The sequence below is a fragment of the Shinella kummerowiae genome (genome assembly GCF_009827055.1).
GTDB classification, from domain to species: Bacteria; Pseudomonadota; Alphaproteobacteria; order Rhizobiales; family Rhizobiaceae; genus Shinella; species Shinella kummerowiae.
Genome location: NZ_WUMK01000010.1, coordinates 261068 through 286750, shown reverse-complemented (window position 1 = coordinate 286750; position 25683 = coordinate 261068). Strand labels below are relative to the sequence as shown.

Genomic DNA, 25683 nt, shown 5'->3' with positions numbered 1-25683 from the left:
GCCCATGGCGAGCGCCGTGCGCAGCGTTTCCTCGGCCTTGGCCGGGCCGATCGACACCACGACCACTTCCTCCGCCTTGCCGGCTTCCTTCAGCCGCAACGCCTCCTCGACCGAAATCTCGTCGAACGGGTTCATCGACATCTTCACATTCGCAAGCTCGACACCCGAGCCGTCAGACTTCACGCGAATTTTGACGTTGTAATCAACGACCCGCTTTACAGGGACGAGCAGTTTCATGGAATTCTCCTTGTCATCAGCAGACGGTGCGAAAACGATCGACCATCACGTCCAGAACCTCGCCGGGATCGCGCTTCCACCAGGTGTTGGCGGAAAAGATTTCGACCTCGCAAGGGCCAGCGTAACCCGCGCCCTCGACACTCTTGCGGAGTGCCTTGAGGTCGGCAACGCCGTCCCCCATCATGCCGCGGTCGAGCAGGACATCGCTTGTGTCGGCCAGCCAGTCGCAAAGGTGGTAACCGAAAATCCTGTGCTTTCCGGCGCGCTGCAACTGGGTATCAAGATCGTTGTCCCACCAGACATGATAGACATCGACGGCAATGCCGAGGTTCGGCGCGTCAACCGCATCGCAAATATCGACGGCGTCCCGCATCGTTGTCAGGCAGGAGCGGTTGCCGGCATAGACGGGATTAAGGGGCTCCAGCGCCAGTTTGACATTCCGCTCGGCCGCATAGGGCGCAAGGGCGGCGACGCGGTCGGCGACGATCTTCAGGCTCTCGGCCGTCCCCTTCGTGCCGGGGTGTACGCCCCCCACCACGATCGTCAGCACCGCAGCACCAAGGCCTGCGGCCATGTCGATGGAAGCCTTCGCCTCGTCGAGCACCATCGCCTTGTCTATGGCCTGCGTCCCGACAAGAAACGGCGTGCGACAAAGCCCGGCGACGGACAGGCCCGCTGCCCGTGCCCGCTCGCCGATCGCAATCGCCCGAGTACCAATTTCACGGCGCCAGAAGACGATCGAGCCGAAACCGCGTGCGGCGCAAGCGTCGATGATACGTTCCGGCTCCCATCCCGCTCCATGACCATCGAGATTGTGGCCGAGGCTGGCGGTGTTGAGCGCAAGCGCCGAATGGTCGATCGAAAAATCGCGCATCGTCACCTGCCGTAGATGGCGAGCAGCGTCTTCATGCGCTCGACTGCAAGCTCCGGATCCCGTAGCAGGCCGCACTGGTCGGCTAGGCGGAACACCTCAACGAAATAGGGCAGCGGCCGCATGGCCTGGGCGCCGTTCAGCATCACGAAATGATCCTGGAAGCCGTTCAGCCAGGCGAGGAAGACGACGCCCGTCTTGTAGTATTGCGTGGGCGCCCGGAAGATCAGGCGGGCGAGCGGCACGGTCGGATCGAGCGTTGCGCGGAAGGCGGCCCTATCGCCCTCGCCCAGACGCTCCACCGCATAGGCCGCGGCAGGCGCGAGCGGATCGAAGATACCGAGCAGAGCGTGCGAAAACCCTTCGCTGTCGCCTTCGATCAATTCCGGATAGTTGAAGTCGTCGCCCGTATACATTTTCACGCCGGCCGGAAGGCGGCGGCGCATGACGATCTCCTTCTCCTTGTCGAGCAGGGAAATCTTGATGCCATCGACCTTGGCCGCGTTCGCTTCGATGACGGCGAGCGCCGTCTGCATGGCGGGCACAAACGCCGCGTCGCCCCAATAGCCGGCAAGCTGCGGGTCGAACATGTCGCCGAGCCAATGCAGGATCACCGGCTCGTCACAGGCGGCGAGCACATCGGAATAGACCTTGACGTAGTCCTCCGACCCTCTTGCGACGCGCACCAGGGCGCGGGACGCCATGAGGATGAGGCGGCCACCGAGTTTCTGGATGGCGTCCGCCTGCTCCAGATAGGCGCGGCGCACATCGTCCAGGCTCGTCACCGTCGCGGGATCGAGATGATCCGTGCCGCAGCCATTGGCGACGAGCGCATCCGGAAGCTCTTCACGCGTGCGGCGGATCAGCTCCAACGCGCCCGGCCAGTCAAGCCCCATGCCGCGCTGCGCCGTATCCATCGCCTCGGCAATGCCGAGGCCAAGACCGGCGAGGTAGCGGCGAAACGCCATCGTCTTCGCCCAGTCCACCGAGGCGCGACCCGAAGGATCGTTTGAAGTGAAGGGATCGGCGACGACGTGTGCGGCGGAATAGACGATACGGGCCGGCTTCTTGCTGAGCGTTTCGACTGCGATCGGTTTCCCTGTCAGGACATAGTCGGTGCGGCGGCCGGTGGTATCGGGAAGGGCGATTTTCATGGAGAAGACCTCAGAAGCGCGGGACGAGCATGCCGGCATCAGCCGGGATCGACAGTCCGGTCGTGTAGGGGAGCCGGCCGGTCGCAAGCGACGCAATCAGCGTGCCCACTTCACCCGGCTCGCCGACGCGGGGAAAAAGCGTGAGACCTTGGGCCGCGCGATCGCGATAGGCCTCGATGACGGGTGCGGTCATCTCGGTGGCGATCAGGCCGGGCTGGACGTCATAGACGGCAATGTTCTCCCGCCCGAGCCGGACGGCGAGCACCTTGGAAACCATGGCCGCCGCCGCCTTCGAGGCGCAATATTCCGAACGCTGCTCCGCCACCGCAACGGCGTTCGACGATGTGACATTGACGATCGAATGGAAGAGGGACGGTCGCTCGCGGGCGAGCAAGCGGCGCGCGAAGGCCTGGCTCAAGAAAAACAGGGCCTTTGCGTTGATGGAAATGCACCGGTCCCAGCTCTCCTCCGAGACCTCCAGCATGTCACCGCGCTTGAGCACGCCGACACCGGCATTGTTGACCAGGGTGGTGAGCGGCCCGAGTTTTTCCTCTACCGCATCCAGCGCCGCTTTGTGACCGCCGATCGCGCCCACATCGAACGGGGCGGCGACCACCGGAACCCCATGGTTGGCAATGCGCGCAACAGCTGCCGCCAGCTCGGAATCGTCCGCCGGTCCGTTGACGGCGATCGCAAAACCTTCCTTTGCCAGAGCCTCGGCAACGGCGAGCCCGATACCGCGCGAGGAGCCGGTGACGAGCGCAACCGCCCGGGCAGGTACGGCACTCATGCCCGTGCGCCCTTCTTCAGGAGTTCGCGGGCGATGATCATACGCTGGATCTGGTTGGTGCCTTCATAGATTTGGGTGATCTTCGCATCGCGGTAGAGGCGCTCCACCTCGAAGCCGCGAATGTAGCCGGAGCCACCAAACACCTGCACGGCATCGGCGGTGCGCTGCACGGCGACGTCGCCGGCGAAACATTTTGCGATGGAGCAGGCTTTCGTCGCATCCGCCCCGCTGTCGATCTTCGACGCGGCGGAATGGACGAGCAGGCGCGCGGCCTCGATATCCTTCGCCATGTCGGCAAGCAGCCATTGCACACCCTGGAAATCGGAAATCGCCTTGCCGAACTGCTTGCGCGTGCCCGCATAGTCGAGGGCGGCCTCAAGGCCGGCCTGTGCGATGCCGACCGCGAGCGAGGCGATGCCGACACGCCCCTTGTCGAGCACCGACATCATCATGTGGAAACCACGCCCTTCCGTGCCGAGCAGAGCATCGGCCGGCAGGCGCACATCCGAGAAGTTCAAGGCACCGACCTGGCTGGCGCGCTGCCCCATCTTGTGTTCCTTCGGCCCTTTCTCAACGCCGGCCGAATGCAGGTCGACGATGAAGATCGACATGCCGCGGTTGCCGGCTTCCTTGTCGGTGCGGGCCAGCACGAAGCCGTAGTCGGCCACCGGCGCGTTGTGGATCCAGATCTTGCCGCCATTCAGCCGCCAGCCGTTTCCGTCGCGCTCGGCCGTGGTGCGGATGCCCGAAACGTCGGTGCCCGCCTCCGGCTCGGTGATGCAATAGGCGACCTTCGAGCGCATTCCGAGAATTTCAGGCAGGAGGGCCTGCTGGTTTTCCGTACCGTGGCGCACCAGCAGGCTTGAGATGAGTTCGATCAGGCCGCACTGATCGGCGACCGATGCGTATCCCCGGCTCAGCTCCTCCATGACAAGCGCATAGGTGAGTGTGTCGAAGCCGGGACCGCCAAGGGCTTCCGGCACGCCGATGCCGAAGAGGCCAAGCTTGGCCATCTCATCATAGAGGTTCGCGGGGAAGCGCTCCTCCCGGTCGAGTTCTTCGGCCAAGGGGCGGATCGTTTCGTCGGCAAAGGCGCGCGCCATGTCGCGCACCTGCTCCTGCGTTTCGGTGAGATACATCTGCCTCGTCTCGCTACTAGTAACTATCTGGTTACATACATTCGACTGCAGACGAACGTCAAGACGGAAAAATTCACGCAGGCGAAATGTAGCTGCTTGCACAGCCGTTTGGCTGCGTGCATATTATTCACTATTCAGTTACTTAAGGAGGAAAGCATGCATCCAGGAGAAAAGCGTAAATTCGGCAGGACGGACCTCGAAGTCACCGCTTTCGGCTTCGGCACCGCGCCGCTCGGAAACATTTTCCGCGAGATCGACGAAGCGACGTCGCAGGAAATGTTCGCACGCGCCTGGGAGGCAGGCGTGCGATTCTTCGACACGGCGCCAATGTATGGCCACGGCCTTGCCGAACTGCGAACGAGCCATGCCCTGCGCTGGAAAACCCGGGACGACTTCGTTCTCGCCTCCAAGGTCGGGCGTCTGCTGCGCCCGGCGCGGCGCGACACGATCGACTTCGCACCCTGGACGAATGCCGCACCCTTCACCATGCATTTCGACTACAGCTACGACGGCACCATGCGCGCCTTCGAGGACAGCCTGCAGCGGCTCGGGCTGGAGCGGATGGATATGTGCTTCATCCACGACATCGACGTCTTCACGCGCGGCAACGAGCAGCCGGAGGTATTCGAACAGGCGATGGACGGCGCCTGGCGCGCGTTGGAACGGCTGCGCTCGGAAAAAGTCGTGAAGGCGATCGGCGTCGGCGTCAATGAATGGCAGGTCTGCCACGAAGCGCTCTTGCGCCACGATTTCGACTGCTTCCTGCTGGCCGGGCGCTATACCTTGCTCGAACAGGAAGCGCTGGATACCTTCCTGCCGCTCTGCCAGCAACGCGGCGCGGCCGTCGTCGTGGGCGGCGGCTTCAACTCCGGCATTCTCGCAACCGGCGCCAAGGAGGGCGCGAAGTACAACTACGCGCCGGCACCGCGCGATATCATAGACAAAGTCGCGAAGATCGAAGCCGTCTGCGCCGAACATGGCGTGCCACTGGCAGCTGCGGCCCTGCAATTCGTCGTGGCACACCCCGCCGTCCCGTCCTTCATGGCAGGCACGCGCACGATCGAACAGCTGGATCAGAATCTCGCCTGGTTCTCCCATCCGATCCCGGCCGATTTCTGGGCGGATCTGAAGAAGAAGGGCCTGTTGCGCGAGGATGCGCCCGTTCCGGCATGACCCCAGATCGGCCCGCGCGACGAGGGCCGCGCGGGCCATTCTAGCGGATCAGGATCGCCCTGAAGTCATTGACGTTGGTTCCTGTCGGGCCCGGCACGAACAGGTCGTCCAGCCGGTTGAACGCCGTCCAGGCATCGTTGCCGGCGAGCAGGGCTGCGGGATCCACGCCCAGGTCGCGCAGGCGCTTAATGCTGGCGCCATCCGCGAACGCACCCGCATTGTCCTCAGAGCCATCGATACCATCCGTATCAGCGGCCAGCGCCGCAAAGGGAATGCCCTCGCCGGCCAGCGCGAGGGACAGCAGGAACTCCGTGTTGCGTCCTCCCTTGCCACGCCCCTTGATCGTCACCGTTGTTTCCCCGCCCGAGAGAATGACGACCGGGCGCGAGAACGGGCGTCCGCGGCTGGCGACTTCACGGGCGATGGCCGCGTGCACGCGCGCGACGTCGCGCGCCTCCCCCTCGACGCTATCCGACAGGATGACAGCGGGAACGCCAAGAGCCTCCGCCCGGTGCGCAGCCGCTTCCAGCGAGAGACGGGCGGAAGCGATGACCCGCACCTCATGCGCGGCAAAGACCGGATCGCCCGGGGAGGGCGGCTCTCCCTCATTTCCACCAAGCCAGGCATCGATCCGCTCCGGCAGTCTGATCCCCCATGTCTTCACCAGCGCGCGCGCTTCTTCACGATCACCCGCATCCGGTACGGTCGGCCCGCTGGCGACCTGGGCCGGGTCGTCGCCCGGCACATCGGAAACGACGAGCGTCACGACCTTTGCCGGATGGCAGGCGGCGGCAAGCCGTCCGCCTTTGATGCCGGAGACCTGCTTGCGAATGGCGTTCATGACGGAAATCGGCGCCCCGCTCGCAAGCAGTGCGCTGTTCAGTGCGGCCTCGTCCTCCAGCGTGAGGTTACCTGGCGGAGCGGGAAGAAGGGCCGACCCGCCGCCAGAGATCAGTGCGACGACGAGATCATCTTCGGCAAGCCCCTTCACGGCGTCGAAAAGCGCCTGCGAGGCAGCAAGGCCCGCCGCATCGGGTACGGGATGCGCCGCATCGAGCACGCGGATCCGCCGGCAGGGCGTGGCATAACCGTAGCGGGTGACGACAACGCCCTCCAGCGGGCCATCCCAAAGACGCTCGAAAGCCGCGGCAAGCTGTGCGGCACCTTTCCCGGCGCCGATAACGACAGTCCGCCCTTTGGGCCGAGCCGGCAGATATGCGCGCACGGCCTTTTCCGGATCGGCAGCCTCGACCGCAGCACGGAAGAGCTCTGAGAGAAAGTCTTTGTCTTCGGGTTTCATGAGATCGCCACAGATATTGGGATGTCAGATGATTGGGCGCTAGTTGCCGAAGCGGGCCGGCCGCTTCTGCTTGTAGGCGGAAAGCCCTTCGGTCAGCTCTTCGGACGCTGCCGCCACGGCGCCGGCCAGCATCTCCACGACCCGCTCGCGTTCTTCGCCCTCGGCGGCATTGATCAGCATCTTGGTCAACTCGGTCGCCCGCGGCGCGCGTTTTTGCACGCGCGCCGCAGCTGTTTCCGCCGCAGCAGCGCCCTCACCGGTCGCAACGACCTGATCGACGAGGCCGAGCGCGAGTGCCTCCTGCGCTGTATAAATCTCGCCGAAAAGCGCCATGCGGCGAACAAGCTGCGTGCCAAAGCGGCGCGATGCGCGCTGTGTGCCGGACCAGCCGGGAATGATGCCGAGGCCGGGCTCCGGCTGGCCGATCTTCACATGCGCTTCGGCGATACGTAGGTCGGCACAGGCGGCAAGCTCCAGCCCGCCGCCAAGCGCATGGCCGTTCAGCACCGCGATCAACGGTACCGTGAGGCGTGCCAGCGCGTCGAAGGTACCATGCCCGTCGCGCAACCAGCGGCGCGAAAATGTTTCGGCGTCAAGGCTACTCCACGCCTCGATATCTCCGCCCGCACAGAAGGATTTTCCACCTTCTCCCGAAAGGATCGCGACGCTGGCATCCGAGCGCTCGACGATACGACACGCCTGCAGCAGCGCGTCGATCATATCCTCGTCGATCGCATTCAGCTTTTCCGGACGCCGCAGGGTAATTCGCGCAATGTGACCGTCGATGGAAAGCTCAACGCGCGGATCGCTCACAGCGTCAACCCCATGGTTTCCGCACGAAACAGTGCATCGTCCATCACCTTGAGCGTCTTCGAGACCCGCAGCGGCGTTGCCGCCTGGTCGAGGACATCACGCTGGAGGTCGAGGCCAGGGGCGATCTCCGTAACAACAAGCCCGTCGGCATCAAGCTCGATCACGCAGCGCTCGGTCACATAGGTGATCTCCTGGCCCTGTGCACGCGCGCGCTTGCCGGAGAAACTGACCTGATCCACCTTCGGCACGAACTTGGCGATGCGGCCCTCCTTGTCGATCACCAGGCGGCCATCCTCGACATGCATCTTCGCGCCGGCATTGAAATTGCCTGAGAAGACGATCTTTTTCGCGCGCGACGTGATGTCGACGAAGCCGCCGGCGCCGGCGGTACGATGCGGCGTCGCGGCAAGACGGCTGACATTGACCGAGCCCTCGGCATCGATCTCCAGGAACGACAAGAGCGAGCAGTCGAAGCCGCCTGCCTGGAAGTAACAGAACTGATGCGGCGACGCGACGAAGGCCTCGGCATTGGAGGCGCAGCCGAACTTGAAATCGAGCAGCGGCACGCCACCGACGGCCCCCTGCTCGATCACCCAGGTGACCTTGCCGTGCAGCCCCTCCTCGATGAGGATACGCGGCACGTTGGCTGAAATGCCGAAGCCGATGTTCACGGCCCAGCCATCCTTCAGCTCCTGTGCGACGCGGCGGGCGATCACCTTGCCGACATCGAGCCCGGGCAGCCGGAACGTTTCGAGCGGGCGGAAGAGTTCGCCCGAGATCGCCGGGTCATAGGGTGTCGCGGTCGTCTGCAACTGGTCGGGCGCCTCGACAATGATGTCGACGAGAATACCGGGCACGCGCACATCGTGTGGACGCAACGTTCCGCTCGCCGCCACGCGCTTGACCTGCGCGATGACAAGGCCACCGGAATTGCGCGCCGCAAGTGCCATTTCCATCGCGCCGAGGGTCGCGCCCTCCTGCTCGAAGGTGAGGTTGCCCTTCTCGTCCGCGGTTGTCGCGCGGATGATTGCAACATCGGGACGGATCGCCGGGAAATGCAGCCAGTCCTCACCCTCGAAGGCAACACGCTTGACGAGCGGGTTGGCGCGCGCGCTGGCATTCATCGCGCAGCCGTCCTGATCGGGATCGACGAAAGTCTCCATGCCGACCTTGGTCAAAACGCCGGGGCGCTTTGCCGCACCTTCACGCAACATGTCGAAGACGATGCCAGACGGCACATTCCAGGCGGCAAGTTCCTCCTTCAGGATCATCTGCCAAATGAGCGGTGGCTCGGCATTGCTCGGGCCGGAGGGGTAGGAGCCGCCGATGATCTTCACCAGCATGCCGGGCTTGGCGATGTGATCGACACCGCGCGTGCCAAAGAAGTCGCCGGCGGCAATCGGGTGGATGGAGGTAAGGCCACGCGGATGGCCCTCGTTGTCGAAGCGCTCGCCGAGTGCTTTCAGCACGGCGTCGGGGCAGCAGAGACCGGAGGAAGAGTTCACAGCAACGACCGCTCCATCCTTAATGAGCTGGGCCGCCTCCTGCGCAGTCTTCACCTTCCTCATCGCCGAAATCTCCGTTCCCGATTGCATTAAGTAACTAACTAGTTATACATTATCGTGATCAAGGCAACCCGGCAAGCAAGATTTTCGCGTTGAGCGGCAATCGCGATGCCGGCATATCGGCCCCGCCAAGGAGGAGGCATGAACATCTATTTCCAGAAGAGTTTTCAGCGCAGCTTCGGCACCTATCCGCTGAAGGGAGACACCCTGAGACAGGCCCTCGATGCCGCAATCGGCGCCGGATACCGGGCATTCGATACGGCACAAATGTATGGCAACGAGGCCGAGACGGGTGCGGCACTCGCCGCCTGTGGTGTAGCGCGTGAAGACCTCTGCATCACCACGAAGGTCCACCCCGACAACTATTCGGAGGAGACATTCCTGCCGTCCGTCGAGGCCAGCCTGAAGGCGTTGCAGATCGACCGCGTCGATGTGCTTCTGCTGCACTGGCCGCCCGTTGGCGGCGACGTCGCACCGTCCTTGCGCCTGCTGCAATCAGCGAGGGATCGCGGCCTGGCAGACACGATTGGCGTCTCGAACTATACGGCCCGGATGATGCATGTGGCACGCACCGTGGTCGATGGGCCGCTCGTCACCAACCAGGTGGAGTTCCACCCGCTCGTCGACCAGAGGAAACTCCTCGCCGCCGCATCGGAGACGGGCATACCGCTCTCCTCCTACGCGTCGATCGCCCGCGGAGAAGTGTTCAAGCATGGCCTCTTTGCCGAGATCGGCCAAACCTACGGCAAATCCTCAGCACAGGTCGTGCTGCGCTGGATTCTCCAGAAGGGCGTGCCGTTGAACACGATGTCGACGAAACCGGAAAACATCCGGACAAACTTCGACATCATGGATTTCATGCTGTCGTCTATCGACATGGAGAGGATCGACGCCTTGAACGCCACCGGCTACCGCATCGTCAAGCCGGGACAGTTGCCCTGGGCTCCCGAATGGGATTGACGCAAAAGGGCGGCCGCAAGGCCGCCCTTCTCATTTGCAGGCTGCCGAACGATCAGGCGTTGCCGCGGATCATGTCCGATGCCTTTTCGCCGATCATGATCGTCGCCGCATTGGTGTTGGAGCCAACGAGGCTCGGCATGGCGGAGCTGTCGCAGATGCGGATACCATCGAGGCCGTGTACGCGCAGTTGCGGATCGACCACCGACAGGTCGTCGCGCCCCATCTTGCAGGTGCAGGTCGGATGGTAGGACGTGCGGCCGTATTGGCGCGCATAGGCCACGTAGTCCGCTTCCGTCCGGACATTGCGATCCGGGAAATGCAGCACCTTGATATGTTTCTGGAGTGAGGCCTGGGCGAAGATCTCCTGGCTGATCTTCACACCCTCGACCGAAATCTTCACGTCATCGGGGTCGGCAAGGAAGTTCGGATCGATGACCGGCAGGGCGCGCGGATCGGCGGAGCGCAGGCTCACCGTCCCGCGTGACTTCGGCCGCAGCGTGTAAGAGTTCAGCGTGATGCCAGAAGACCCTTTCGGCACACCGGGAACGCCGGCCTCCGCTCCCGCGCCCGCGAGGAAATGGAACTGCAGGTCGGGCACAGGGTTCGCCCTGTCGCCATACCAGAATGCGCCGCCCTCCACGACATTCGAGGTGATGGGGCCGGAATTGAACAGCGTGTACTGGATGCCCGCCCAGATCGACCAGTGCAGCTTGTTGTACTTGTCGAGGCTGTCGTGGTTCTTCAATTCCGCGACGATATCGACGCCGAAGTGGTCCTGCAGGTTCTGCCCGACGCCCGCCATGTCCTGCACGACGTCGATACCGTGGCTGCGCAGGTGGTCGGCCGGCCCGATACCCGAGAGCATCATCAACTTCGGCGTCCCAATGGCACCGGAGGTGACGAGCACCTCGCTGTCAGCGCGAGTGACCGTGCTTTTCCCCCCGACCACATATTCGACACCGACGGCCCGGCGCCCCTCGAAGACGATGCGCAGGACAAGCGCATCCGTGACGACCTTAAGGTTCGGGCGTTTGAGAGCCGGTCGCAAATAGCCGACTGCCGCGGAGCAGCGCCGATTGTTGCGTGTCGTCGTCTGATAGACGCCCGCGCCTTCCTGCACGAGGCCGTTGAAATCAGGATTATAGGGTATGCCCGCTTCCTGGCAGCTCTGCACGAAGGCACGCGTCATGCGCTGGGGCTCTGGGATGTTCGAGACACCGAGCGGACCATCCGTGCCATGCCAAGCGCCGGACAGGATCGAGTTCCCCTCCGAACGCAGGAAATACTTCTGGATGTCCTTGAAGCCCCACCCCTCGGCGCCCTCCTCGACCCAACGGTCATAATCGCCGGGTACGCCGCGGGTGAAAACCTCGGCATTGATCGACGAACCGCCGCCGAGCACTTTGGCCTGCGCATAGAGGATCTCACGGTTGTTGGCGTGCTTCTGGGGGGCGGTCTTCAGCCCCCAGGTCAGCGGCCCCGTCGTCATCTTGGCGAAGCCGACGGGCATGTGGATGAGCGGGTTGGTATCGCGTCCGCCGGCCTCGATGAGGCAGACCCGAGTGGAAGGATTTTCCGAAAGCCGGGCCGCCAGTACGCAGCCCGAAGTGCCGCCGCCGACGATCACATAGTCATAACCAGCCGACATCATGCGATCCAATGCGAACGCTTGCCGATCTCGACATGAACGGACTTCACCTGCGTATATTCCTCCACCCCGTACATGCCGGCCTCGCGACCCCAGCCGGACTGCTTGAAACCGCCGAGCGGCATTTCGGGGCCGCCAGCCATGATCGTGTTGACCCAGAAACGCCCGGCCCGAACCCGGCGGCTCACCGTCAGCGCCTTGTCGATATTCTTCGTCCAGACGCTCGCCGCAAGTCCATAGACGGTGTCATTGGCAAGCTGGATGGCTTCTTCCACCGTATCGAAATGCATGGAGCACAGAACCGGGCCGAAAATCTCGTCACGCGCAATCGCCATGTCGCGGGAAACGCCGGAAAAGAGCGTCGGCGCGATATACTGGCCGCGGCCGAGATCGATCGCCTCTCCACCCGTCAGCAGCGTCGCGCCGGCGGCCTTGCCTTGGGCGATATAGTCGAGGATCGTCGCGTTCTGCGCTTCCGTGGTGATGGCGCCGACCTGTGTGCGCTCATCGAGCGGATCGCCGACGCGGATTTTCTTCATCTTCTCGACAAGCAGTCTTTCGAACTCGGCGGCGACGGAGCGCTCGACGATCAGACGCGAGGACGACACGCAGCACTGCCCGGTGTTGAAGCTGATGCCGAAGGCCGCGCCATCGGCAGCGTCTTCCAGATCGGAATCGGCAAAGACGATGATCGGGTTCTTGCCACCAAGTTCCAGGCCGAGCTTCTTGAAATTGCTGTCGGCAGCAGCGTGAACGCAGGAACGGCCGACGGCCGTCGAACCGGTGAAGGAGAGCATATCGACATCGGGGTGCTCGGACAGCGCCTGGCCGATTGTGCGGCCAGACCCCGTGATGACGTTGTAGACGCCGGCGGGAAGGCCCGCTTCCGCCAACACCTCGGCGAGCAGAAGCGTCGTTGCGGCCGTGACCTCCGAGGGCTTCACCACCATCGTGCATCCGGAAGCCAGGATGAAGGGCACACGCTCGCACAGGATGAGGAACGGGAAGTTCCAGGGCGTGATCAGGCCGACGACGCCGATCGGCTCGCGCAACACCATGCCGAAGAGATCGTCGCCAAGCGAATTGAAGCTATCACCGTGCAGCATGCGGGCGGCACCGGCGCCCACCTCGAAGCAGGCGATGCAATGATCGATTTCACCGCGCGCCTGGGAAATCGGCTTGCCGTTTTCCAAGGCTTCCCAGTAGGCGATCTCGTCGCGGCGGCGGCGCAGGATTTCGGCAACGCGCAGCAGCACGCTGCCGCGCGCGGCACCCGAAAGACCAGCCCATCGACGATCCTCGAAGGCGCGACGTGCCGCGGCGACGGCTGCATTCAGATCATCGACCGTGCAGCGGACGGTGCGCGTGACCGGCGTGCCATGGCCCGGGGACGCGCGCTCGAAGTGTTCCGCGCCGTCCTTCCACTCGCCATCGACGAAAAAGCCGAAGGCGCGCGCCGCTGTCGGGGCAGAAAGGAACTGGTTTTTCTGGTCCATGAGATACCTCCACTTCGATAGGTCTTACGCCGCGATGGCGATCTGGGTCTTCAGGTCCCGCGGTCGATCGCCGAGGGTTTCAAAAGCTTCCTGGATATTGTCCAGGGAAAAGCTCGCCTTGGTGAAATCATCCGTGCGGAATCGGCCATGAGACAGGAGGGTCAACGCATCGTGCATATCCTGCCCCATGCCGGCAACCGATCCCTTGAGGCTCCCCTCCTCCAGAACGGTCCGGAGGATATCGACAGGAACCGTTTCACCCGGCGGCGTGATACCGAAAAAGGCGACATGTCCGCCACGGCGCGTCAGGTCAAAAGCCTGTTCATAGAGCTTTCGATTGCCGACGCTTTCGATGACGAGATCCGCTCCGCGCCCGCCGGTCATGCGAAGCACGGCGGCCTTCAGCTGCGCCGGATCGGCCACCGCTGCATCCGCGCCTGCATCGAGCGCCATGCGGCAGCGATCAGGCGAAAGATCAACCACGATAATCGGCGCCGCGCCGACAAGCCGCATCATCTGCACATGCAGATTGCCGATCGGCCCGGCACCGAAGATGACGACGGACTGCCCAAACCCCACCCCGGCCTTGCGCGCGGCGCGAACGACGCAGGCGACCGGCTCGGTGAGGGCGATCACTTCGTCGGGAATGTCCACCTCGACGGGGATTGCAAGACGCGCGGGCACGGCGACGAATTCGGCGAAGGCCCCATCCCGCCCGATCCCGACCTGTGTGACTTCGGCGCAGTTCAGCACTTCGTTGCGGCGGCACCAGAAGCAGGTGCCGCAGCCGATATTGATATCGACGACGACACGCGCACCAATGGCAAGATGGCGCACATTCGCACCAAGCTCCGCGATCGTTCCGCAGAATTCATGGCCCGGGATCAGCGGCAGCTTGTCGGCGGCGTAGTGACCATTGAACATGTGAATGTCTGTGCCGCAGATACCTGTCCGCGCCACCCGCACCAGCACATCCTCCGGCCCGACGGCCGGGACTGGAACGTCACGAAGTTCGAAGCGCTTCGGCGCGGTCAGAACGGCGGCCCGCATGCTGCTCATGGCTGCGTCCTCACTTCACGGTCCGCAGCTTGGCGCGGTCGATGGTGAGGGCGATGGCGACGATCAGGACGAAACCAAAGACGATCTGCTGGCGGGTTGCGTCGATTTCGAAATAGAGCATCGAGGCGCGGATGACGGCAACGATGAGCGTGCCGATCACCGTGTTGACCACGCCACCGACACCCCCTGTCAACGGTGTGCCACCGACAAGAACCGCAACGATGGCCGGCAGCAGGAAGCCGTTGGCGATCGTCGGCGCACCACCCGAAAGTTTTACCGCAAAGAGCAGGCCGGCAATGGCCGCGAGCGCACCCGATATGGCGAAAGCAAGGATCTTGTAGCGCGCAACGTTAAGGCCCGATGCGGCTGCAGCAAGCTCACCGGCACCGACCGCTTTCAAGGCGCGACCAAGTGTCGTCCGCCGTTCGATGAAAAGGCAGATGCCGACAAGCACGGCGGCGATGAGCAATTCATGCGGCACGCCCCAGGTATGGCCGATCATCCAGCCGAAGGTCTCGTTGCGCTGCGTCGCGTCCATGTTGAGCGCCCGCTGACCGGATAGCCATTGCGCAATCGAGAAGGCGACACCGCCGACGGCGAGCGTCGAGATGAAGGACGGCACAAAAAGGCGTGTCGTCACGTAGCCGGACAGCATGCCCAGCAGAAAGCCCGCGAGCACGCAGAGCACGGCAACCCACGCCCCCATCGACGCGAGATAGACCGAGGCGACGACCGTCACCATATTGGCCATGGACTGGGCCGAGAGATCGATGCCGCCGATATAGATGGCGAAGGTGAGCCCGAGCGCCATGATGAACAGCGGCACGATATCGCCGGCGATGCCGAGCAGGTTCGAGGGGCGCAGGAAACCCGGATCATTGATGCCGACGATCGCGACGAGCACGATCAGCGTGATCCAGGGCAGGTGCGGTTTGAGGCGCTGAATATCCATCTTGTCCCTCAGATCATGTAGTGCAGCAGGTCGAAGGGCGTGGGCTTGGCGCCCGGCTCGCATGCGAATTGCTTCTGCATGCGGCCGTCCTTGACGACGATGATGGTGTGCGACAGACCGATCGCCTCTTCCAGCGTATCGGCGACGAGCACGATGCCGACGCCCGCCGCGCTCATTGCGCGGATCATGTCGTAGACATCTTCCTTCGCGCCGATATCGAGGCCCCGCGTCGGGTGATCGAGCAGCATGATGTCGGAGCCGCCCGAACGCCACTTGGCGAGCACGACCTTCTGCTGGTTACCGCCCGAGAGGTTGCCGCAATCGGCAAATTCCGAATGCGCCTTGATCGAGAGTTTTTTGATCCAGTCGCGCGCCAAGGCGCGTTCTTCGGCAACCCGCAGCACGCCGCTGCTCGAATGGTTCTTCATCTGCGAGAGCGTCATGTTCTCGTAGACATTCATGCCGGCGACAATGCCTTCGATCTTGCGCTCGCGCGGCACATAACCGACGCCATGAGCGACCGACTGACGAGGCGAATAGCCGTTCGCATTGGCGCCCTTGATCTTGAGCTGGCCGGTCACCGGCGTCAGCATGCCGTAGATCGTGCGCAGGATCGCCTCGCGTCCGGATCCTTCCGTGCCGACGAGACATAGAACTTCGCCGGCATGCACCTTGAACGAAATGTCCTGGATGCGACCCGGCAGACCGACGCCCGTCATCTCGACCAGCACGTTCGACTGATCGAACGGCTGTTGCAGATGCTCACGGTAATATTGCTTGTCAACGTTGCGGCCGACCATCTTGTGCTGGATGGCCTCCGCCGTAGCGCCACCCCGTTCAACCACATCGACAACCTCGCCGTCCTTCATGACGTAGATGCGATCGGAGAGCTCCATCACCTCGTCCATGCGGTGCGAAACGAAGATGAAGGCGGCGCGGGTCGTCAGTTCCCGAACGAGCTTGAAGAGCAGCGCCACCTCATCCTTGGACAGAACGGATGTCGGCTCGTCGAGCAGGATGACGAGATCGCCCTTCACGCGCTCCTCAAGCGTCAGAACCTTGGCGAGTTCGACGAGCTGGCGCTGGACGAAGGAGAGTTTCGACGTCACCATCGCCGGATCGATATCGAGCTTCACCTTGGCGAGCTGCGCCTTGGCCGCATTCGCCATCGCCTTCCAGTCCACCACGCCGAAGCGTACGAACTGGCGCTCGTAGCCGAGGAAGATGTTTTCCATGACGGTCAGGTTGGGGATCAGGGATTGTTCCTGGAACACCATCCCGATGCCCTTCTCCATCGCCTGACGCGGATTGGCGAAGCGGACCGAGGTGCCGTTGATAAGGACCTGACCACCATCCGGCTGGTAGGCGCCATAGATGACCTTCATCAACGTGGACTTACCGGCGCCGTTCTCCCCCACGAGGCCGACAATCTCGCCGCGCTTGATGTGGAAATTGATGGACTTCAGCGCGTGGACGCCCGGGAATTTCTTGTCGACGGATTTCAACTCGTACATGGCGCGCCTCACTTCACGAAGGAAACCATCTTGCGGTCGGTGGAAAGCACCACTGCAAGAATGACGAGGAGGCCGAGCACGCCGTCCTGGAGGAAATCAGGCAGGCCGATGACGACCATACCATTGTCGATGACATTGACAATGAGCACACCGACGAGCGCGTTCCACACACCACCGATGCCGCCCCAGAGTGCCACGCCGCCAACGACCACCGAGGTGATGGAGACGAACATGAAGTTCGCACCGGTCACAGATTCCGCCTGCCCGATGCGGGCGACGACGAGGATGGCGGCGATGGCGTAGAAGACACCGGCAAGCGCAAAGCCCGTGACACGGACACGCGTCACATTGAGGCCAGACGCATGCGCAAGATCCTCGCCACCGCCGACGGCGTAGAAATTGCGGCCAAGCGTGGTGTGCGTCTGGATGAACCAACCAGCAAAGAGGAAGAAGGCCGCGATGTAGACCATCAGCGGGAAACCGAGCCAGCGCACCGTAAGCAGGCCGCGGAAGGCCGCGTCGCTGACTTTGACTATATCACCGCCGGTAAGCAGGATCGCCGCTCCCGTGCCGACGAAACCCATGGCAAGGCTTGCCATGAAAGACGGGATCTTCAGCTTCACATGCACCAGCCCGTTCAACACGCCGATCAGGCCGCCGAGAACGAGCACCAGGGGAATAGCCACCCAGCCGAGGCCGCCAAGCGAACCGCCGAGCTGGGCGAATATGAAGGCGAAGGAAACCGCCGTCATCGAGACCGTTCCCTCCATCGAAAGGTCGATCGATCCCATGACGATGATAAAGGTGACGCCGACAGCGACCATCAGGGCTGGGGCCGCCGCAATCGCGATACGGGCAAAATTCCGCAACGAAAAGAAGGTCGGGTTCAGCGCGGTGAAAAAGATCACCAGCGCGATCAACACCAGAAGCGGCGCCCATTTGATCAAGGTTTCGCGCGATAGGCGACGTGTCACGTCAGACACCCCTCTCATGAAATTTCGCAGGAGATGAGGCGGCAGCGTCTATGGCTGCCGCCATGCCCAATCAGGCCTTGTACTGGATCTGGCCGTTCGATGGCCCCCAGAAGTCCTTCCAGTCATAGGCCGGCACGGAATCCAGATACTTCGCCTTGAACTCAGCCGCATCCTTGGCCGTGACGAGGATCGTCGGGCCATAGAATTCGCGGTGTTCCTTCGGCTCTTCGGACGGTTTGAAAGTGCCGATAGCTGCATGATAGGCAAGGGCAGCACTGATTCCGCCACCCCAATGCGGATTGGTGAAGACGGTGGCGAGAAGCTGGCCGTCCATGACCATCTGCACGGCTTCCGGATTACCGTCATAGGCGACGATCGGCATATTCTCGATGCCCTCGGCACGCAGCGCCTCGATCACGCCATAGGCGATGTTGTCATTGGCGCAATGCACGCCCTTGATCTTGTCGCCATAGCGGGTGAGGAACGAGGCCATGAGGGCAGCGCCCTTCTGGGTATCCCAGTCGGCGGGCTGCGCGTCGAGCAGTTCGATCTTCGGGAAGTCCTTCAGCGCATTCTTGAGGCCAGCAAGACGCTCGACGGCCGGGTTGTTGGCCGCGATGCCACCGAGATGGACCACACCGCCCTCGCCACCCATGGCTTCGAAGAGGATGCGGGCGGTTTCTTCCGCCGGCTTCTCGTCCGACCAGGTCATGTGCGAGACGTAGTTGTCGCCGAAATCCCAAGGGTGCAAGTCGTCGGTCTTATTCCAGATCGTCGAAATGTAAGCGCCTGCAGCCTGGACGGCCTCGACGACCGGACGAGCGTTCGGGCTGTCATTGGCATCGCAGGCAATGGCGCAATTGCCGTTGTTCTTGGCGAGGAAGGCCTTGATGTCGGCCAGCGACTTTTCCGTCGATCCCTCGTTGATGAGGCTGACCAACGCGCTCTTCGGCCTGCCGAGCGATTCCACGAAGGCCTCGCCGCCAGAAACAACCGAGTTCCAATAGGCCGAGGCACGGTCACGATAGCTCCAGGCAATCGCCGGATCCGTCAGCGCCGCACGCGCATTCCCGCTGCCGAGCAGCCCTGGCATCGCGGCCGCGCCCATGCCAGCCGCAGCGGCGAACAGAAAATTGCGACGGCTGACCGTCTCGCGCTCGATGAAATCCTTGATAAAGGTCGACATGCTTTCCTCCCAAATCCCCGATTGAAACGCTTCCCGCGTTACCGCTGGCCAGACTGCCGGCAAGGAGAACCTTACCCCTCAGGTGAGACGCTCCAGCGTGCCTCTCACGCCAATTAACGCACTAACTAGTTACTTCTTTAGTTTCACGCAAGTCAAGTGGTTTTCAGTGGGATGGCAACAGGCAATCGCACCGGCCGGCTTTGACGGATGGCAATGCGTGCGTGTATGAGTTGCAGGCAAGACATCACGACTGCGCCAAAGGACAGGCTGACAAAATGACCGGCGAACAGACAGAAAAACCGGGCCGCAAACCCCGCATTCGCGACGCCGAGGCCACCAAGGCACGTATCCTTGATGCCGCCAAAAAAGAATTTGCGAAGAATGGCTTAGGCGGGGCGCGCGTCGATGACATCGCTGAAAAGGCGAAGGCCAACAAGCGCATGATCTACCACTATTTCGAGAGCAAGGAGGGCCTGTTCCAGACTGTTCTCGAAGACGCCTATCTGGACATCCGCAGCGCCGAGCAGAAGCTGCATCTGGAGGATCTCGACCCCAAGGCAGCGCTCGAAAAACTGGTGCGCTTCACCTGGGAATATTATCTGAAGAACCCAGAATTTCTCACGCTTGTCAACAGCGAGAACCTGCACCGCGCCAAGCACCTGAAGAAATCGGAGATCATCAAGGTCTCCAGCCGCAAGCTCGTAAACATGGTCGCGAGCATCCTTGAGCGCGGCGTGAAGGCTGGCCTGTTCCGCAGCGGCGTCGATCCCGTGCAACTGAACATCACCATCGCCGCCGTCGGCTACTACTACCTGACGAACCGCTTTACCGGCACGATCATCTATGAGCGTGACCTCATGGCGAAAGACGCCCTGGAGCAGCGCATCCAGTTCAACATCGAGACGATCATGCGGCTTGTCACGGTTTAACGACCTGTCGCAGACTTTGCCATGAAGCCGAGACGCGGCCGGCATATCCGTCGCAACGGCCTCCTATATTTCGTTTGGAACAGCACGGCCTTCCGAAGCAACGCGTAAGCGCACGCTTACGTTGCAGATACACTGGGTTTTGTTCGCGACACTTCGGTCGCCTGATATTTCTCGCGACGGCTTAGAACGACGTGGCCCGGCCGAACGCGCCGGCTCTGGCGCCCACAATCAGGACAAACAGCCAACGGGGAGCGGGATTGCGAGAAGATATGAGCGATCTCGCCAATCAACGGATACCTTCCCGTGGTGAAAATCGATGGGCTCAAAGGATTATCGCCGCGCCGGCGGTGTTGTCCTTGCAAGACCGCTCCCTTTGAGCGCGGTGATCAAGGATTTTCCCGATGCGCGTGATGTTTTTCGCAATCAGCCTTCTCATGCTGCTGCCCGTCATGCCGGCCCGCGCCGACACATTGTCCGCCCTTCGCGGACGCTATGTGGTCGATCCTTCCTCGCATATCGCCTTCTCCGTCGCCCAGATCGGCGGGGGCGGCATACAGGGCGTTTTCCCGCGTTTTTCCGGCACCTTCGACCTCCAGCCCGGCGATATGGCCAAGTCACGCGTGACCTTTTCGCTGCAGCCGGAGAGTGTCGCGACCGGAGAGCCTCGGGTGGAGAAATTCCTGCGATCCTCTGCGGTTTTCGATGTGGAGGCCTATCCCACCATCACATTTCGTTCGACCGCCATTCGCCAGGAAGGGTCCGACCACGCAGTCATACAGGGTGTCCTGACGGCTCGGGGCATTGCGCATCGCGAAACGTTCGAAGCGACCCTCGTCAAGCGGCAGGGACAGACGATCACGTTCCATGTGGTGGGCGACCTGATGCGCTCACCCTACGGCATGGACGTTGGAACGCCGATCTACTCCAACGTCGTGCGTTTCGACATGATGCTCAACGGGCGACGCAGATAGCCCCTCCACCCGCGATGTTCGCCGCCGGGATTATTTGCCGCCATGAGGTGTTGTGTCGGGTAGGGCCCTTTGAAACCTGCAAAGAAGAGGATTTCTACCATGCGCTCCTTCCTACTGGCTGCCGCGGCGATGGTGGTCGCACTACCCCTTGCCCATGCGGATGACTATGCCGGCGGTGCCATCAAGTCGATGGATACGGCCAAAGGCGAGGTTCTCACCGACGCCAAGGGCATGACGCTCTACACATTCGACAAGGATGCAAAGGACATGTCCAACTGCTACGATGCATGCGCCCAGAAATGGCCGCCCCTCATGGCGGCGGCGGACGCCACCGCCGACGGCGAATACACCCAGGTCGCGCGCAAGGACGGCAGTAAGCAATGGGCCTATGATGGCCAGCCTCTCTATCTCTGGCAGAACGACAAGAAGCCCGGCGATGTCACCGGGGATGGAATGGGCGGGGTCTGGCACGTGGCCAAAGAGTAGCCGATGTCGCAACTCATGGACGAGATCGAGGAATGCGTCCCCGCTCTGCGGCGCTACGCCCGTGCGCTGACGCACGATCCCGATCGCGCCGACGATCTCGTCCAGGACAGTTTGGAACGGGCGATCCGCAAGCGTGGCCTCTGGCGCCCTTCCGGTTCCGTCCGCTCCTGGATGTTTCGCATCCTGCTTAATGTCTATCGCAACGATCTGCGGCGCCAGCGGCGCTCGCCGGCGCCCCTTTCGCTCGAAACCATTCCGGGAGGCGACCCGGCCGGCCTCGACGTGCAGCCGGGCCGGCTGGCGCTCGCCGAAACGGCGCGGGCCATGCAGGCGCTGCCGCTTGAACAACGCGAGGTGCTGCTGCTCGTCGCCGTCGAGGAGATGAAATATGCCGAGGCGGCGGCGATCCTCTCCATTCCCATCGGCACCCTCATGTCGCGATTGGCCCGCGCCCGCTCCACGCTGCGCGACTTGACGCAGACGGGAACACCGAAACTGAGATCCGTGAAATGAGCGCCGATCAAAACAAGAGCATCGAACCTGACCTTCATGCCTATGCCGACGGCATGCTCGACGCACCGGCGCGCGCGGCCGTCGAAGCCTATCTGGCGGACAATCCCGGTGCGGCCGAAGAGGTCGCGGGCTGGAAGCGGCAGAACGAAAGCCTGCGCGTGCTTTACGACTTTCCGGCCGAGCCGGTCCCCCGTCGCCTCGACGTCCACCATATCGAACGGGAGATCCGGCCCGCCACCGGCCGGTCGGGCCGGATGGCAGCGGCGGCCGTTCTGTTCCTCACCCTTGGCGCTGCGATTGGCTGGTATGGGGGCGGCCGTTTTTCAACGGCTCAGCCAGCCGAGATCGCCCTGGCCGATGAGGCGATGAAGGCGCACCGGGTCTATTCCGGCGAAGTCATCCACCCTGTCGAAGTGTGGGCAGGCGAAAAGGCTCACCTCAAGGCATGGCTGTCCAAGCGTCTTGACCGCTCGCTCGCCATTCCCGATCTCGCCGCGAGCGGGTTCACGCTCGTCGGTGGCAGGTTACTGCCATCAGCGAACGGCCCGGCGGCACAAGTCATGTATCAGGACGAGACCGGCCGAAGGGTGACACTCTATATCGTTCCGGTGAAAAGCGACCGCGAGGAAACCTCCTTCCGCCACGCCGCAATCGGTCCGCTCGAAGCATTCGTATGGACCGACGAGGCGATCAGTTGCGCCCTTGTCGGCGACGTGCCGCGCGACCGCCTGCTGGAGCTCGCAACCCTGGCTTACAAGCAACTGGAGTAAGCGTCCATGCTGCGCAATACCCGCACGTCGTATGGAACGGTGGCGATCGTCCTGCATTGGACCATCGCTCTGCTCTTCTTCGCACAGATCGCACTCGGTTTCCTCACACAGGCGGTGGCTGACCGCCCAAGGCTGCAATTCGACCTCTACCAATGGCACAAATCGTTCGGCTTCCTCATCCTGGCGCTTGCGCTCGTAAGGCTCGCCTGGTCTCTTTCGAGCATCCGGCCCCTTCCCCTGCCCGGCGTGCCGCGATGGGAGACCACGGCAGCGCGAACCGTTCATCGGCTGATCCTGGCGCTGACGATCGCCGTGCCCATGGCTGGCTGGATGATCGCCTCGACGTCCCCCCTGATGATCCCGAGTTTCGTCTTCGACCTCGTGGTCGTGCCCGATCTGCCTTTCACACGCTCGGACGCCATTGAGGCTTTCTGGTCACGAACGCACGCCCTGCTCGCCTATGGCAGCGGGCTTCTGGCGCTTGCCCACGCCGGCGCGGCGATCCATCATCACTTGCTGCGGAAAGACACCACACTCGCGCGGATGTTCGGCGCACACACCGTGCGCTGAGGCCCGAATGTCTGCCGGCCGACAATGGCAGTTGCTGGTCACATGGTGGATCTGTGGGCAGCACCAAATCTCTTCTCGCACTACATCAGGAATCTCGCGACTTTCAGCGTGAGCCGTCAAGCAGGAGCACTTCGCCGCTCCTCTAAAGACGCACTTCCATTTACTTTCCGGTGTTCACGGAACTGGCTAGGCGACGCACCGATGATGCGTTTGAAGGCGCGGCTGAAGGACGCCTCGGATTCGTATCCGAGGCGTTCGGCAATCACGGCGACGCGCTGCCCGTCCTGCAGCCATTGGTGGGCCTGGTGCATGCGCATCCGGGCGACGTACCGGGCCGGCGTTTCACCGACCACGGTGGCAAAGCGCTGGGCAAAACCGGATCGCGAGGCGCCCATATGGCGGGCGAGTTCGCCGACACTCCAGTCATGCGATGGATCGAGATGAATGGCGGCCAGAACACGACCGACATCCGGGTTTCGCACGGCCGCCAACCAGCCCGTCGAATCGCCGCAGCCATGTTCCACCCAGGTTCGGATGATCGTGGCGGTCAGTACATCCGCCAGACGGGAAAGAATGCCACCCGCCCCGACGCGGTTCATATCCACCTCCCGCATCATCGCATCCAGCAGGAGCGGGATCGTCGGCTCGCTTACGGCCAGATCGCTGGTGCGCATCACGTCCGGCATCAATTCCAGCAGCGGGTGCCGTTTGTCGACGTTGAACCGCAACACCGCAAAGAACAGGAGATTGTTCGTGTCGGGGCGGGCGCATTGCAGATCGACGATGCCATCGCAGAGGCGTTTTCGCTCCATGCACTCAAGCGGCGTGGGCGCCACGCCCGGCTCGCTTGCCAGAACATGAGCATCCCCGCGCGGCAGCAGGACGGCATCACCTGGGTGCATTTCCGTCCATTCGCCGGCGGGCGATTGCAGAAAGGCGTGACCGGCGGCCAGGAAATGGAACCGCGCTTCTACTTGAGTGGGGTATGCCGTTGCCCACGGGGCGGAAGGCTGGCAGCGGCCATATTCTACACCATCAAGGCGTAAGCCTCGCAGCATCTCGGTCAATGGGTCGTTCATCGCCGCACATTCCTATTTGGACGAATGGTCATGTCTTCTGGATTTTCCAGCATAGAAACACCAGAGCATCCCGTCTAGCCTTGTCTCAACAATTTTGGAGACAGCAGATGAATACCAATCAACAGACAACCGGGTTTCGTGCCGACGACGCCCACACCAAGCCTGTCTGGGCGGGCGTGGTTTCTCTCTCACTCGGCGTGTTCGGCCTGGTCACGGCGGAGTTTCTGCCGGCCAGCCTGCTGACACCGATGTCGCACGACCTCGGCGTCAGCATCGGCGCGGCCGGACAATCGGTCACGATGACAGCGGTCGTCGGTGCGATTGCCGGCCCTGCCATCGTGGTCGGCACGAGCCGCTTCGATCGGCGCTATACGCTTCTGGGGCTCACCGCGCTGCTAATCCTTTCCAGCCTCATCACTGCCTTCTCCACCGGGCTGCCCATGTTGCTTTTCTCGCGCGCCTTGCTTGGCATCGGCCTTGGCGGGTTCTGGGCGATGTCGCTGGCTCTGGCGATGCGGCTGGTACCGGAACGGCTAATGCCCCGGGCAATGGCCATCATCATGGGCGGCGTATCCGCCGCGACCGTCTGCGCGGCGCCCGTTGGCGCCTGGGTCGGTGAAATCATGGGATGGAGGTTCGCCTTCGTCATCACCGCCATACTCGGGGTGCTTGCGCTTCTGACCCAGGCGATCACACTGCCTGCGATGCCGTCCACCGGTCCGGCCAACCTCGGCACGATGGCCACGGTCCTGCGTCGCCCGGCCATCCGCATCGGCCTCCTGACCATACTGCTGGTTGTCGCCGGCCACTTTGCCGGATTTACGTTCATACGTCCGTTCCTGGAGAATGTGCCGCGTTTTGGCGTCGAAGGCATTTCGGGGATTCTTCTGGCATTCGGCATCGGTGGTTTCTTCGGCAACTTTGCCGGCGGTTTTATTTCCGAACGCAACACTGCCCTGTCGATGACGCTTGCGGCAGTCGGTATCGCCATCACAGCCTTCGTGCTGAGCTTTGCAGGCGCCTCACCGGTCGTCGCCACGGTCGCCACGACACTTTGGGGCTTTGCCTTTGGCGCGCTCCCCGTCAGCGTCCAGAGCTTCGTCACCCAGGCGGCATCCGATGAACCGGAGAGTGCCGGCGCATTGACGCTGACGACCTTCCAGATCGCCATTTCGAGTGGCGCGGTGTTCGGCGGCTTGATCGTCGGAAGCCATGGCCCGGCCGGGGTCTTCGCCTTCGCCGGACTGTCCGCCATGCTTGGCGCTACGTTGATCGGGTTTGCCAGTCGTTCACGGGTGGCAGCGGCTGCCGGATAGGAGCGAATTCAGACGTCGAAATGGTCAACCAGTCGTCCCCATCAACTCCGTCGGCATCGGACCGAGCGAGAATTCCTCTCGCTCGGTCCGGCACGTCAGCCAACCGTTAAACCGAAATCGACGCCACAACATACGTCCGAAGTCTGCTTTACCCCGGAATGCAGATATTGCTGAAGCGTGCACAAGTTTGGAGCAAGCGCTCTAGCCAAAAGACCGGA

General features: G+C 62.7%; 25 protein-coding genes. 9 read left to right on the top strand and 16 right to left on the bottom strand.

The window, feature by feature from the left end:
• From GR138_RS24965 to GR138_RS24945, 5 genes are all read right to left on the bottom strand, one after another.
• A partial coding sequence (locus tag GR138_RS24965; protein WP_420853715.1) for an electron transfer flavoprotein subunit beta/FixA family protein occupies nucleotides 1-237 on the bottom strand: 237 nt, incomplete at its 3' end.
• Nucleotides 238-253: 16 nt separating this feature from the next.
• A complete protein-coding gene (locus tag GR138_RS24960) occupies nucleotides 254-1111 on the bottom strand; it encodes a sugar phosphate isomerase/epimerase family protein (protein WP_160861974.1) in 858 nt (285 codons plus the stop codon).
• A 2-nt stretch (nucleotides 1112-1113) separates the two neighbouring features.
• A complete protein-coding gene (locus GR138_RS24955; RefSeq protein WP_160861973.1) occupies nucleotides 1114-2262 on the bottom strand; it encodes a dihydrodipicolinate synthase family protein in 1149 nt (382 codons plus the stop codon).
• 10 nt (nucleotides 2263-2272) lie between these two features.
• Nucleotides 2273-3052, bottom strand: coding sequence for a 3-ketoacyl-ACP reductase (locus tag GR138_RS24950; RefSeq protein WP_160861972.1), 780 nt, complete (start codon nucleotides 3050-3052; stop codon nucleotides 2273-2275).
• Entirely contained in the window at nucleotides 3049-4191 is a 1143-nt protein-coding gene (locus GR138_RS24945; RefSeq protein WP_160861971.1) for an acyl-CoA dehydrogenase family protein, read from the bottom strand. The genes GR138_RS24950 and GR138_RS24945 overlap by 4 nt, the downstream gene beginning before the upstream one ends.
• Nucleotides 4192-4347: 156 nt before the next feature.
• On the opposite strand from GR138_RS24945, the gene GR138_RS24940 reads away from it, so the two are divergent.
• Nucleotides 4348-5364: an aldo/keto reductase gene (locus GR138_RS24940; RefSeq protein ID WP_160861970.1), complete on the top strand. Its 1017-nt coding sequence runs from the start codon at nucleotides 4348-4350 to the stop codon at nucleotides 5362-5364.
• Nucleotides 5365-5404: 40 nt separating this feature from the next.
• On the opposite strand, the gene GR138_RS24935 is transcribed toward GR138_RS24940, so the two are convergent.
• Genes GR138_RS24935 through GR138_RS24925 form a run of 3 tightly spaced genes read right to left on the bottom strand, consistent with a single transcriptional unit; the run spans nucleotide 5405 to nucleotide 9045 of the window.
• Nucleotides 5405-6664: a glycerate kinase type-2 family protein gene (locus tag GR138_RS24935; RefSeq protein WP_160861969.1), complete on the bottom strand. Its 1260-nt coding sequence runs from the start codon at nucleotides 6662-6664 to the stop codon at nucleotides 5405-5407.
• 39 nt (nucleotides 6665-6703) lie between these two features.
• A complete protein-coding gene (locus tag GR138_RS24930) occupies nucleotides 6704-7477 on the bottom strand; it encodes an enoyl-CoA hydratase-related protein (RefSeq protein WP_160861968.1) in 774 nt (257 codons plus the stop codon).
• Entirely contained in the window at nucleotides 7474-9045 is a 1572-nt protein-coding gene (locus tag GR138_RS24925) for an acyl CoA:acetate/3-ketoacid CoA transferase (RefSeq protein WP_160861967.1), read from the bottom strand. The genes GR138_RS24930 and GR138_RS24925 overlap by 4 nt, the downstream gene beginning before the upstream one ends.
• Before the next feature lie 138 nt (nucleotides 9046-9183).
• Between GR138_RS24925 and GR138_RS24920 the strand changes: the two genes are divergently transcribed.
• Nucleotides 9184-10002 (top strand): aldo/keto reductase, encoded by an 819-nt coding sequence (locus tag GR138_RS24920; protein ID WP_160861966.1) that lies wholly within the window; start codon nucleotides 9184-9186, stop codon nucleotides 10000-10002.
• A gap of 52 nt (nucleotides 10003-10054) precedes the next feature.
• On the opposite strand, the gene GR138_RS24915 is transcribed toward GR138_RS24920, so the two are convergent.
• The 7 genes from GR138_RS24915 to GR138_RS24885 form a co-directional block, all read right to left on the bottom strand.
• Nucleotides 10055-11650 (bottom strand): GMC family oxidoreductase, encoded by a 1596-nt coding sequence (locus GR138_RS24915; RefSeq protein ID WP_160861965.1) that lies wholly within the window; start codon nucleotides 11648-11650, stop codon nucleotides 10055-10057.
• Nucleotides 11650-13146 (bottom strand): aldehyde dehydrogenase family protein, encoded by a 1497-nt coding sequence (locus GR138_RS24910; protein ID WP_160861964.1) that lies wholly within the window; start codon nucleotides 13144-13146, stop codon nucleotides 11650-11652. The genes GR138_RS24915 and GR138_RS24910 overlap by 1 nt, the downstream gene beginning before the upstream one ends.
• Nucleotides 13147-13170: 24 nt before the next feature.
• Nucleotides 13171-14205: a zinc-dependent alcohol dehydrogenase gene (locus GR138_RS24905; RefSeq protein WP_160861963.1), complete on the bottom strand. Its 1035-nt coding sequence runs from the start codon at nucleotides 14203-14205 to the stop codon at nucleotides 13171-13173.
• Nucleotides 14206-14215: 10 nt separating this feature from the next.
• Nucleotides 14216-15157, bottom strand: coding sequence for an ABC transporter permease (locus GR138_RS24900; protein WP_160861962.1), 942 nt, complete (start codon nucleotides 15155-15157; stop codon nucleotides 14216-14218).
• Between the two features lie 8 nt (nucleotides 15158-15165).
• Complete coding sequence (locus GR138_RS24895; RefSeq protein WP_160861961.1) at nucleotides 15166-16671, bottom strand: sugar ABC transporter ATP-binding protein; 1506 nt, start codon at nucleotides 16669-16671, stop codon at nucleotides 15166-15168.
• Between the two features lie 8 nt (nucleotides 16672-16679).
• Complete coding sequence (locus GR138_RS24890; RefSeq protein ID WP_160861960.1) at nucleotides 16680-17645, bottom strand: ABC transporter permease subunit; 966 nt, start codon at nucleotides 17643-17645, stop codon at nucleotides 16680-16682.
• A 70-nt stretch (nucleotides 17646-17715) separates the two neighbouring features.
• Complete coding sequence (locus GR138_RS24885; RefSeq protein ID WP_160861959.1) at nucleotides 17716-18831, bottom strand: sugar ABC transporter substrate-binding protein; 1116 nt, start codon at nucleotides 18829-18831, stop codon at nucleotides 17716-17718.
• A gap of 275 nt (nucleotides 18832-19106) precedes the next feature.
• Here GR138_RS24885 and GR138_RS24880 point away from each other — a divergent pair, with 275 nt between their 5' ends.
• The 6 genes from GR138_RS24880 (at nucleotide 19107) to GR138_RS24855 (ending at nucleotide 23070) form a co-directional block, all read left to right on the top strand.
• Nucleotides 19107-19760 carry a TetR/AcrR family transcriptional regulator gene (locus tag GR138_RS24880; protein ID WP_160861958.1) on the top strand — a complete coding sequence of 218 codons (654 nt, stop codon included), beginning with the start codon at nucleotides 19107-19109 and terminating at the stop codon, nucleotides 19758-19760.
• Between the two features lie 401 nt (nucleotides 19761-20161).
• Nucleotides 20162-20731, top strand: a complete 570-nt coding sequence (locus GR138_RS24875; protein ID WP_338091160.1) for a YceI family protein — start codon at nucleotides 20162-20164, stop codon at nucleotides 20729-20731.
• A gap of 129 nt (nucleotides 20732-20860) precedes the next feature.
• A complete protein-coding gene (locus GR138_RS24870; protein ID WP_420853718.1) occupies nucleotides 20861-21217 on the top strand; it encodes a COG4315 family predicted lipoprotein in 357 nt (118 codons plus the stop codon).
• A gap of 3 nt (nucleotides 21218-21220) precedes the next feature.
• The gene (locus GR138_RS24865) at nucleotides 21221-21730 is read left to right on the top strand and encodes a sigma-70 family RNA polymerase sigma factor (RefSeq protein WP_160861956.1); all 510 of its coding nucleotides are present in this window, start codon (nucleotides 21221-21223) and stop codon (nucleotides 21728-21730) included.
• A complete protein-coding gene (locus GR138_RS24860) occupies nucleotides 21727-22500 on the top strand; it encodes an anti-sigma factor family protein (protein WP_160861955.1) in 774 nt (257 codons plus the stop codon). The genes GR138_RS24865 and GR138_RS24860 overlap by 4 nt, the downstream gene beginning before the upstream one ends.
• A 6-nt stretch (nucleotides 22501-22506) precedes the next feature.
• Nucleotides 22507-23070, top strand: coding sequence for a cytochrome b (locus GR138_RS24855; RefSeq protein WP_160861954.1), 564 nt, complete (start codon nucleotides 22507-22509; stop codon nucleotides 23068-23070).
• 116 nt (nucleotides 23071-23186) lie between these two features.
• Here GR138_RS24855 and GR138_RS24850 read toward each other — a convergent pair whose 3' ends face one another.
• The gene (locus GR138_RS24850) at nucleotides 23187-24149 is read right to left on the bottom strand and encodes an AraC family transcriptional regulator (protein ID WP_160861953.1); all 963 of its coding nucleotides are present in this window, start codon (nucleotides 24147-24149) and stop codon (nucleotides 23187-23189) included.
• 107 nt (nucleotides 24150-24256) lie between these two features.
• Between GR138_RS24850 and GR138_RS24845 the strand changes: the two genes are divergently transcribed.
• Complete coding sequence (locus tag GR138_RS24845) at nucleotides 24257-25465, top strand: MFS transporter (RefSeq protein WP_160861952.1); 1209 nt, start codon at nucleotides 24257-24259, stop codon at nucleotides 25463-25465.
• The last annotated feature ends 218 nt before the right edge of the window (nucleotides 25466-25683 follow it).

Excerpts from the sequence above, each read along its gene's own strand:
- GR138_RS24960 (WP_160861974.1), bottom strand. The coding sequence starts at position 1,111 with ATGCGCGATTTTTCGATCGACCATTCGGCGCTTGCGCTCAACACCGCC.
- GR138_RS24955 (WP_160861973.1), bottom strand. The coding sequence starts at position 2,262 with ATGAAAATCGCCCTTCCCGATACCACCGGCCGCCGCACCGACTATGTC.
- GR138_RS24950 (WP_160861972.1), bottom strand. The coding sequence starts at position 3,052 with ATGAGTGCCGTACCTGCCCGGGCGGTTGCGCTCGTCACCGGCTCCTCG.
- GR138_RS24945 (WP_160861971.1), bottom strand. The coding sequence starts at position 4,191 with ATGTATCTCACCGAAACGCAGGAGCAGGTGCGCGACATGGCGCGCGCC.
- GR138_RS24940 (WP_160861970.1), top strand. The coding sequence starts at position 4,348 with ATGCATCCAGGAGAAAAGCGTAAATTCGGCAGGACGGACCTCGAAGTC.
- GR138_RS24935 (WP_160861969.1), bottom strand. The coding sequence starts at position 6,664 with ATGAAACCCGAAGACAAAGACTTTCTCTCAGAGCTCTTCCGTGCTGCG.
- GR138_RS24925 (WP_160861967.1), bottom strand. The coding sequence starts at position 9,045 with ATGAGGAAGGTGAAGACTGCGCAGGAGGCGGCCCAGCTCATTAAGGAT.
- GR138_RS24920 (WP_160861966.1), top strand. The coding sequence starts at position 9,184 with ATGAACATCTATTTCCAGAAGAGTTTTCAGCGCAGCTTCGGCACCTAT.
- GR138_RS24915 (WP_160861965.1), bottom strand. The coding sequence starts at position 11,650 with ATGTCGGCTGGTTATGACTATGTGATCGTCGGCGGCGGCACTTCGGGC.
- GR138_RS24910 (WP_160861964.1), bottom strand. The coding sequence starts at position 13,146 with ATGGACCAGAAAAACCAGTTCCTTTCTGCCCCGACAGCGGCGCGCGCC.
- GR138_RS24905 (WP_160861963.1), bottom strand. The coding sequence starts at position 14,205 with ATGAGCAGCATGCGGGCCGCCGTTCTGACCGCGCCGAAGCGCTTCGAA.
- GR138_RS24900 (WP_160861962.1), bottom strand. The coding sequence starts at position 15,157 with ATGGATATTCAGCGCCTCAAACCGCACCTGCCCTGGATCACGCTGATC.
- GR138_RS24895 (WP_160861961.1), bottom strand. The coding sequence starts at position 16,671 with ATGTACGAGTTGAAATCCGTCGACAAGAAATTCCCGGGCGTCCACGCG.
- GR138_RS24885 (WP_160861959.1), bottom strand. The coding sequence starts at position 18,831 with ATGTCGACCTTTATCAAGGATTTCATCGAGCGCGAGACGGTCAGCCGT.
- GR138_RS24880 (WP_160861958.1), top strand. The coding sequence starts at position 19,107 with ATGACCGGCGAACAGACAGAAAAACCGGGCCGCAAACCCCGCATTCGC.
- GR138_RS24875 (WP_338091160.1), top strand. The coding sequence starts at position 20,162 with ATGCGCGTGATGTTTTTCGCAATCAGCCTTCTCATGCTGCTGCCCGTC.
- GR138_RS24870 (WP_420853718.1), top strand. The coding sequence starts at position 20,861 with ATGGTGGTCGCACTACCCCTTGCCCATGCGGATGACTATGCCGGCGGT.
- GR138_RS24865 (WP_160861956.1), top strand. The coding sequence starts at position 21,221 with ATGTCGCAACTCATGGACGAGATCGAGGAATGCGTCCCCGCTCTGCGG.
- GR138_RS24860 (WP_160861955.1), top strand. The coding sequence starts at position 21,727 with ATGAGCGCCGATCAAAACAAGAGCATCGAACCTGACCTTCATGCCTAT.
- GR138_RS24855 (WP_160861954.1), top strand. The coding sequence starts at position 22,507 with ATGCTGCGCAATACCCGCACGTCGTATGGAACGGTGGCGATCGTCCTG.
- GR138_RS24850 (WP_160861953.1), bottom strand. The coding sequence starts at position 24,149 with ATGAACGACCCATTGACCGAGATGCTGCGAGGCTTACGCCTTGATGGT.
- GR138_RS24845 (WP_160861952.1), top strand. The coding sequence starts at position 24,257 with ATGAATACCAATCAACAGACAACCGGGTTTCGTGCCGACGACGCCCAC.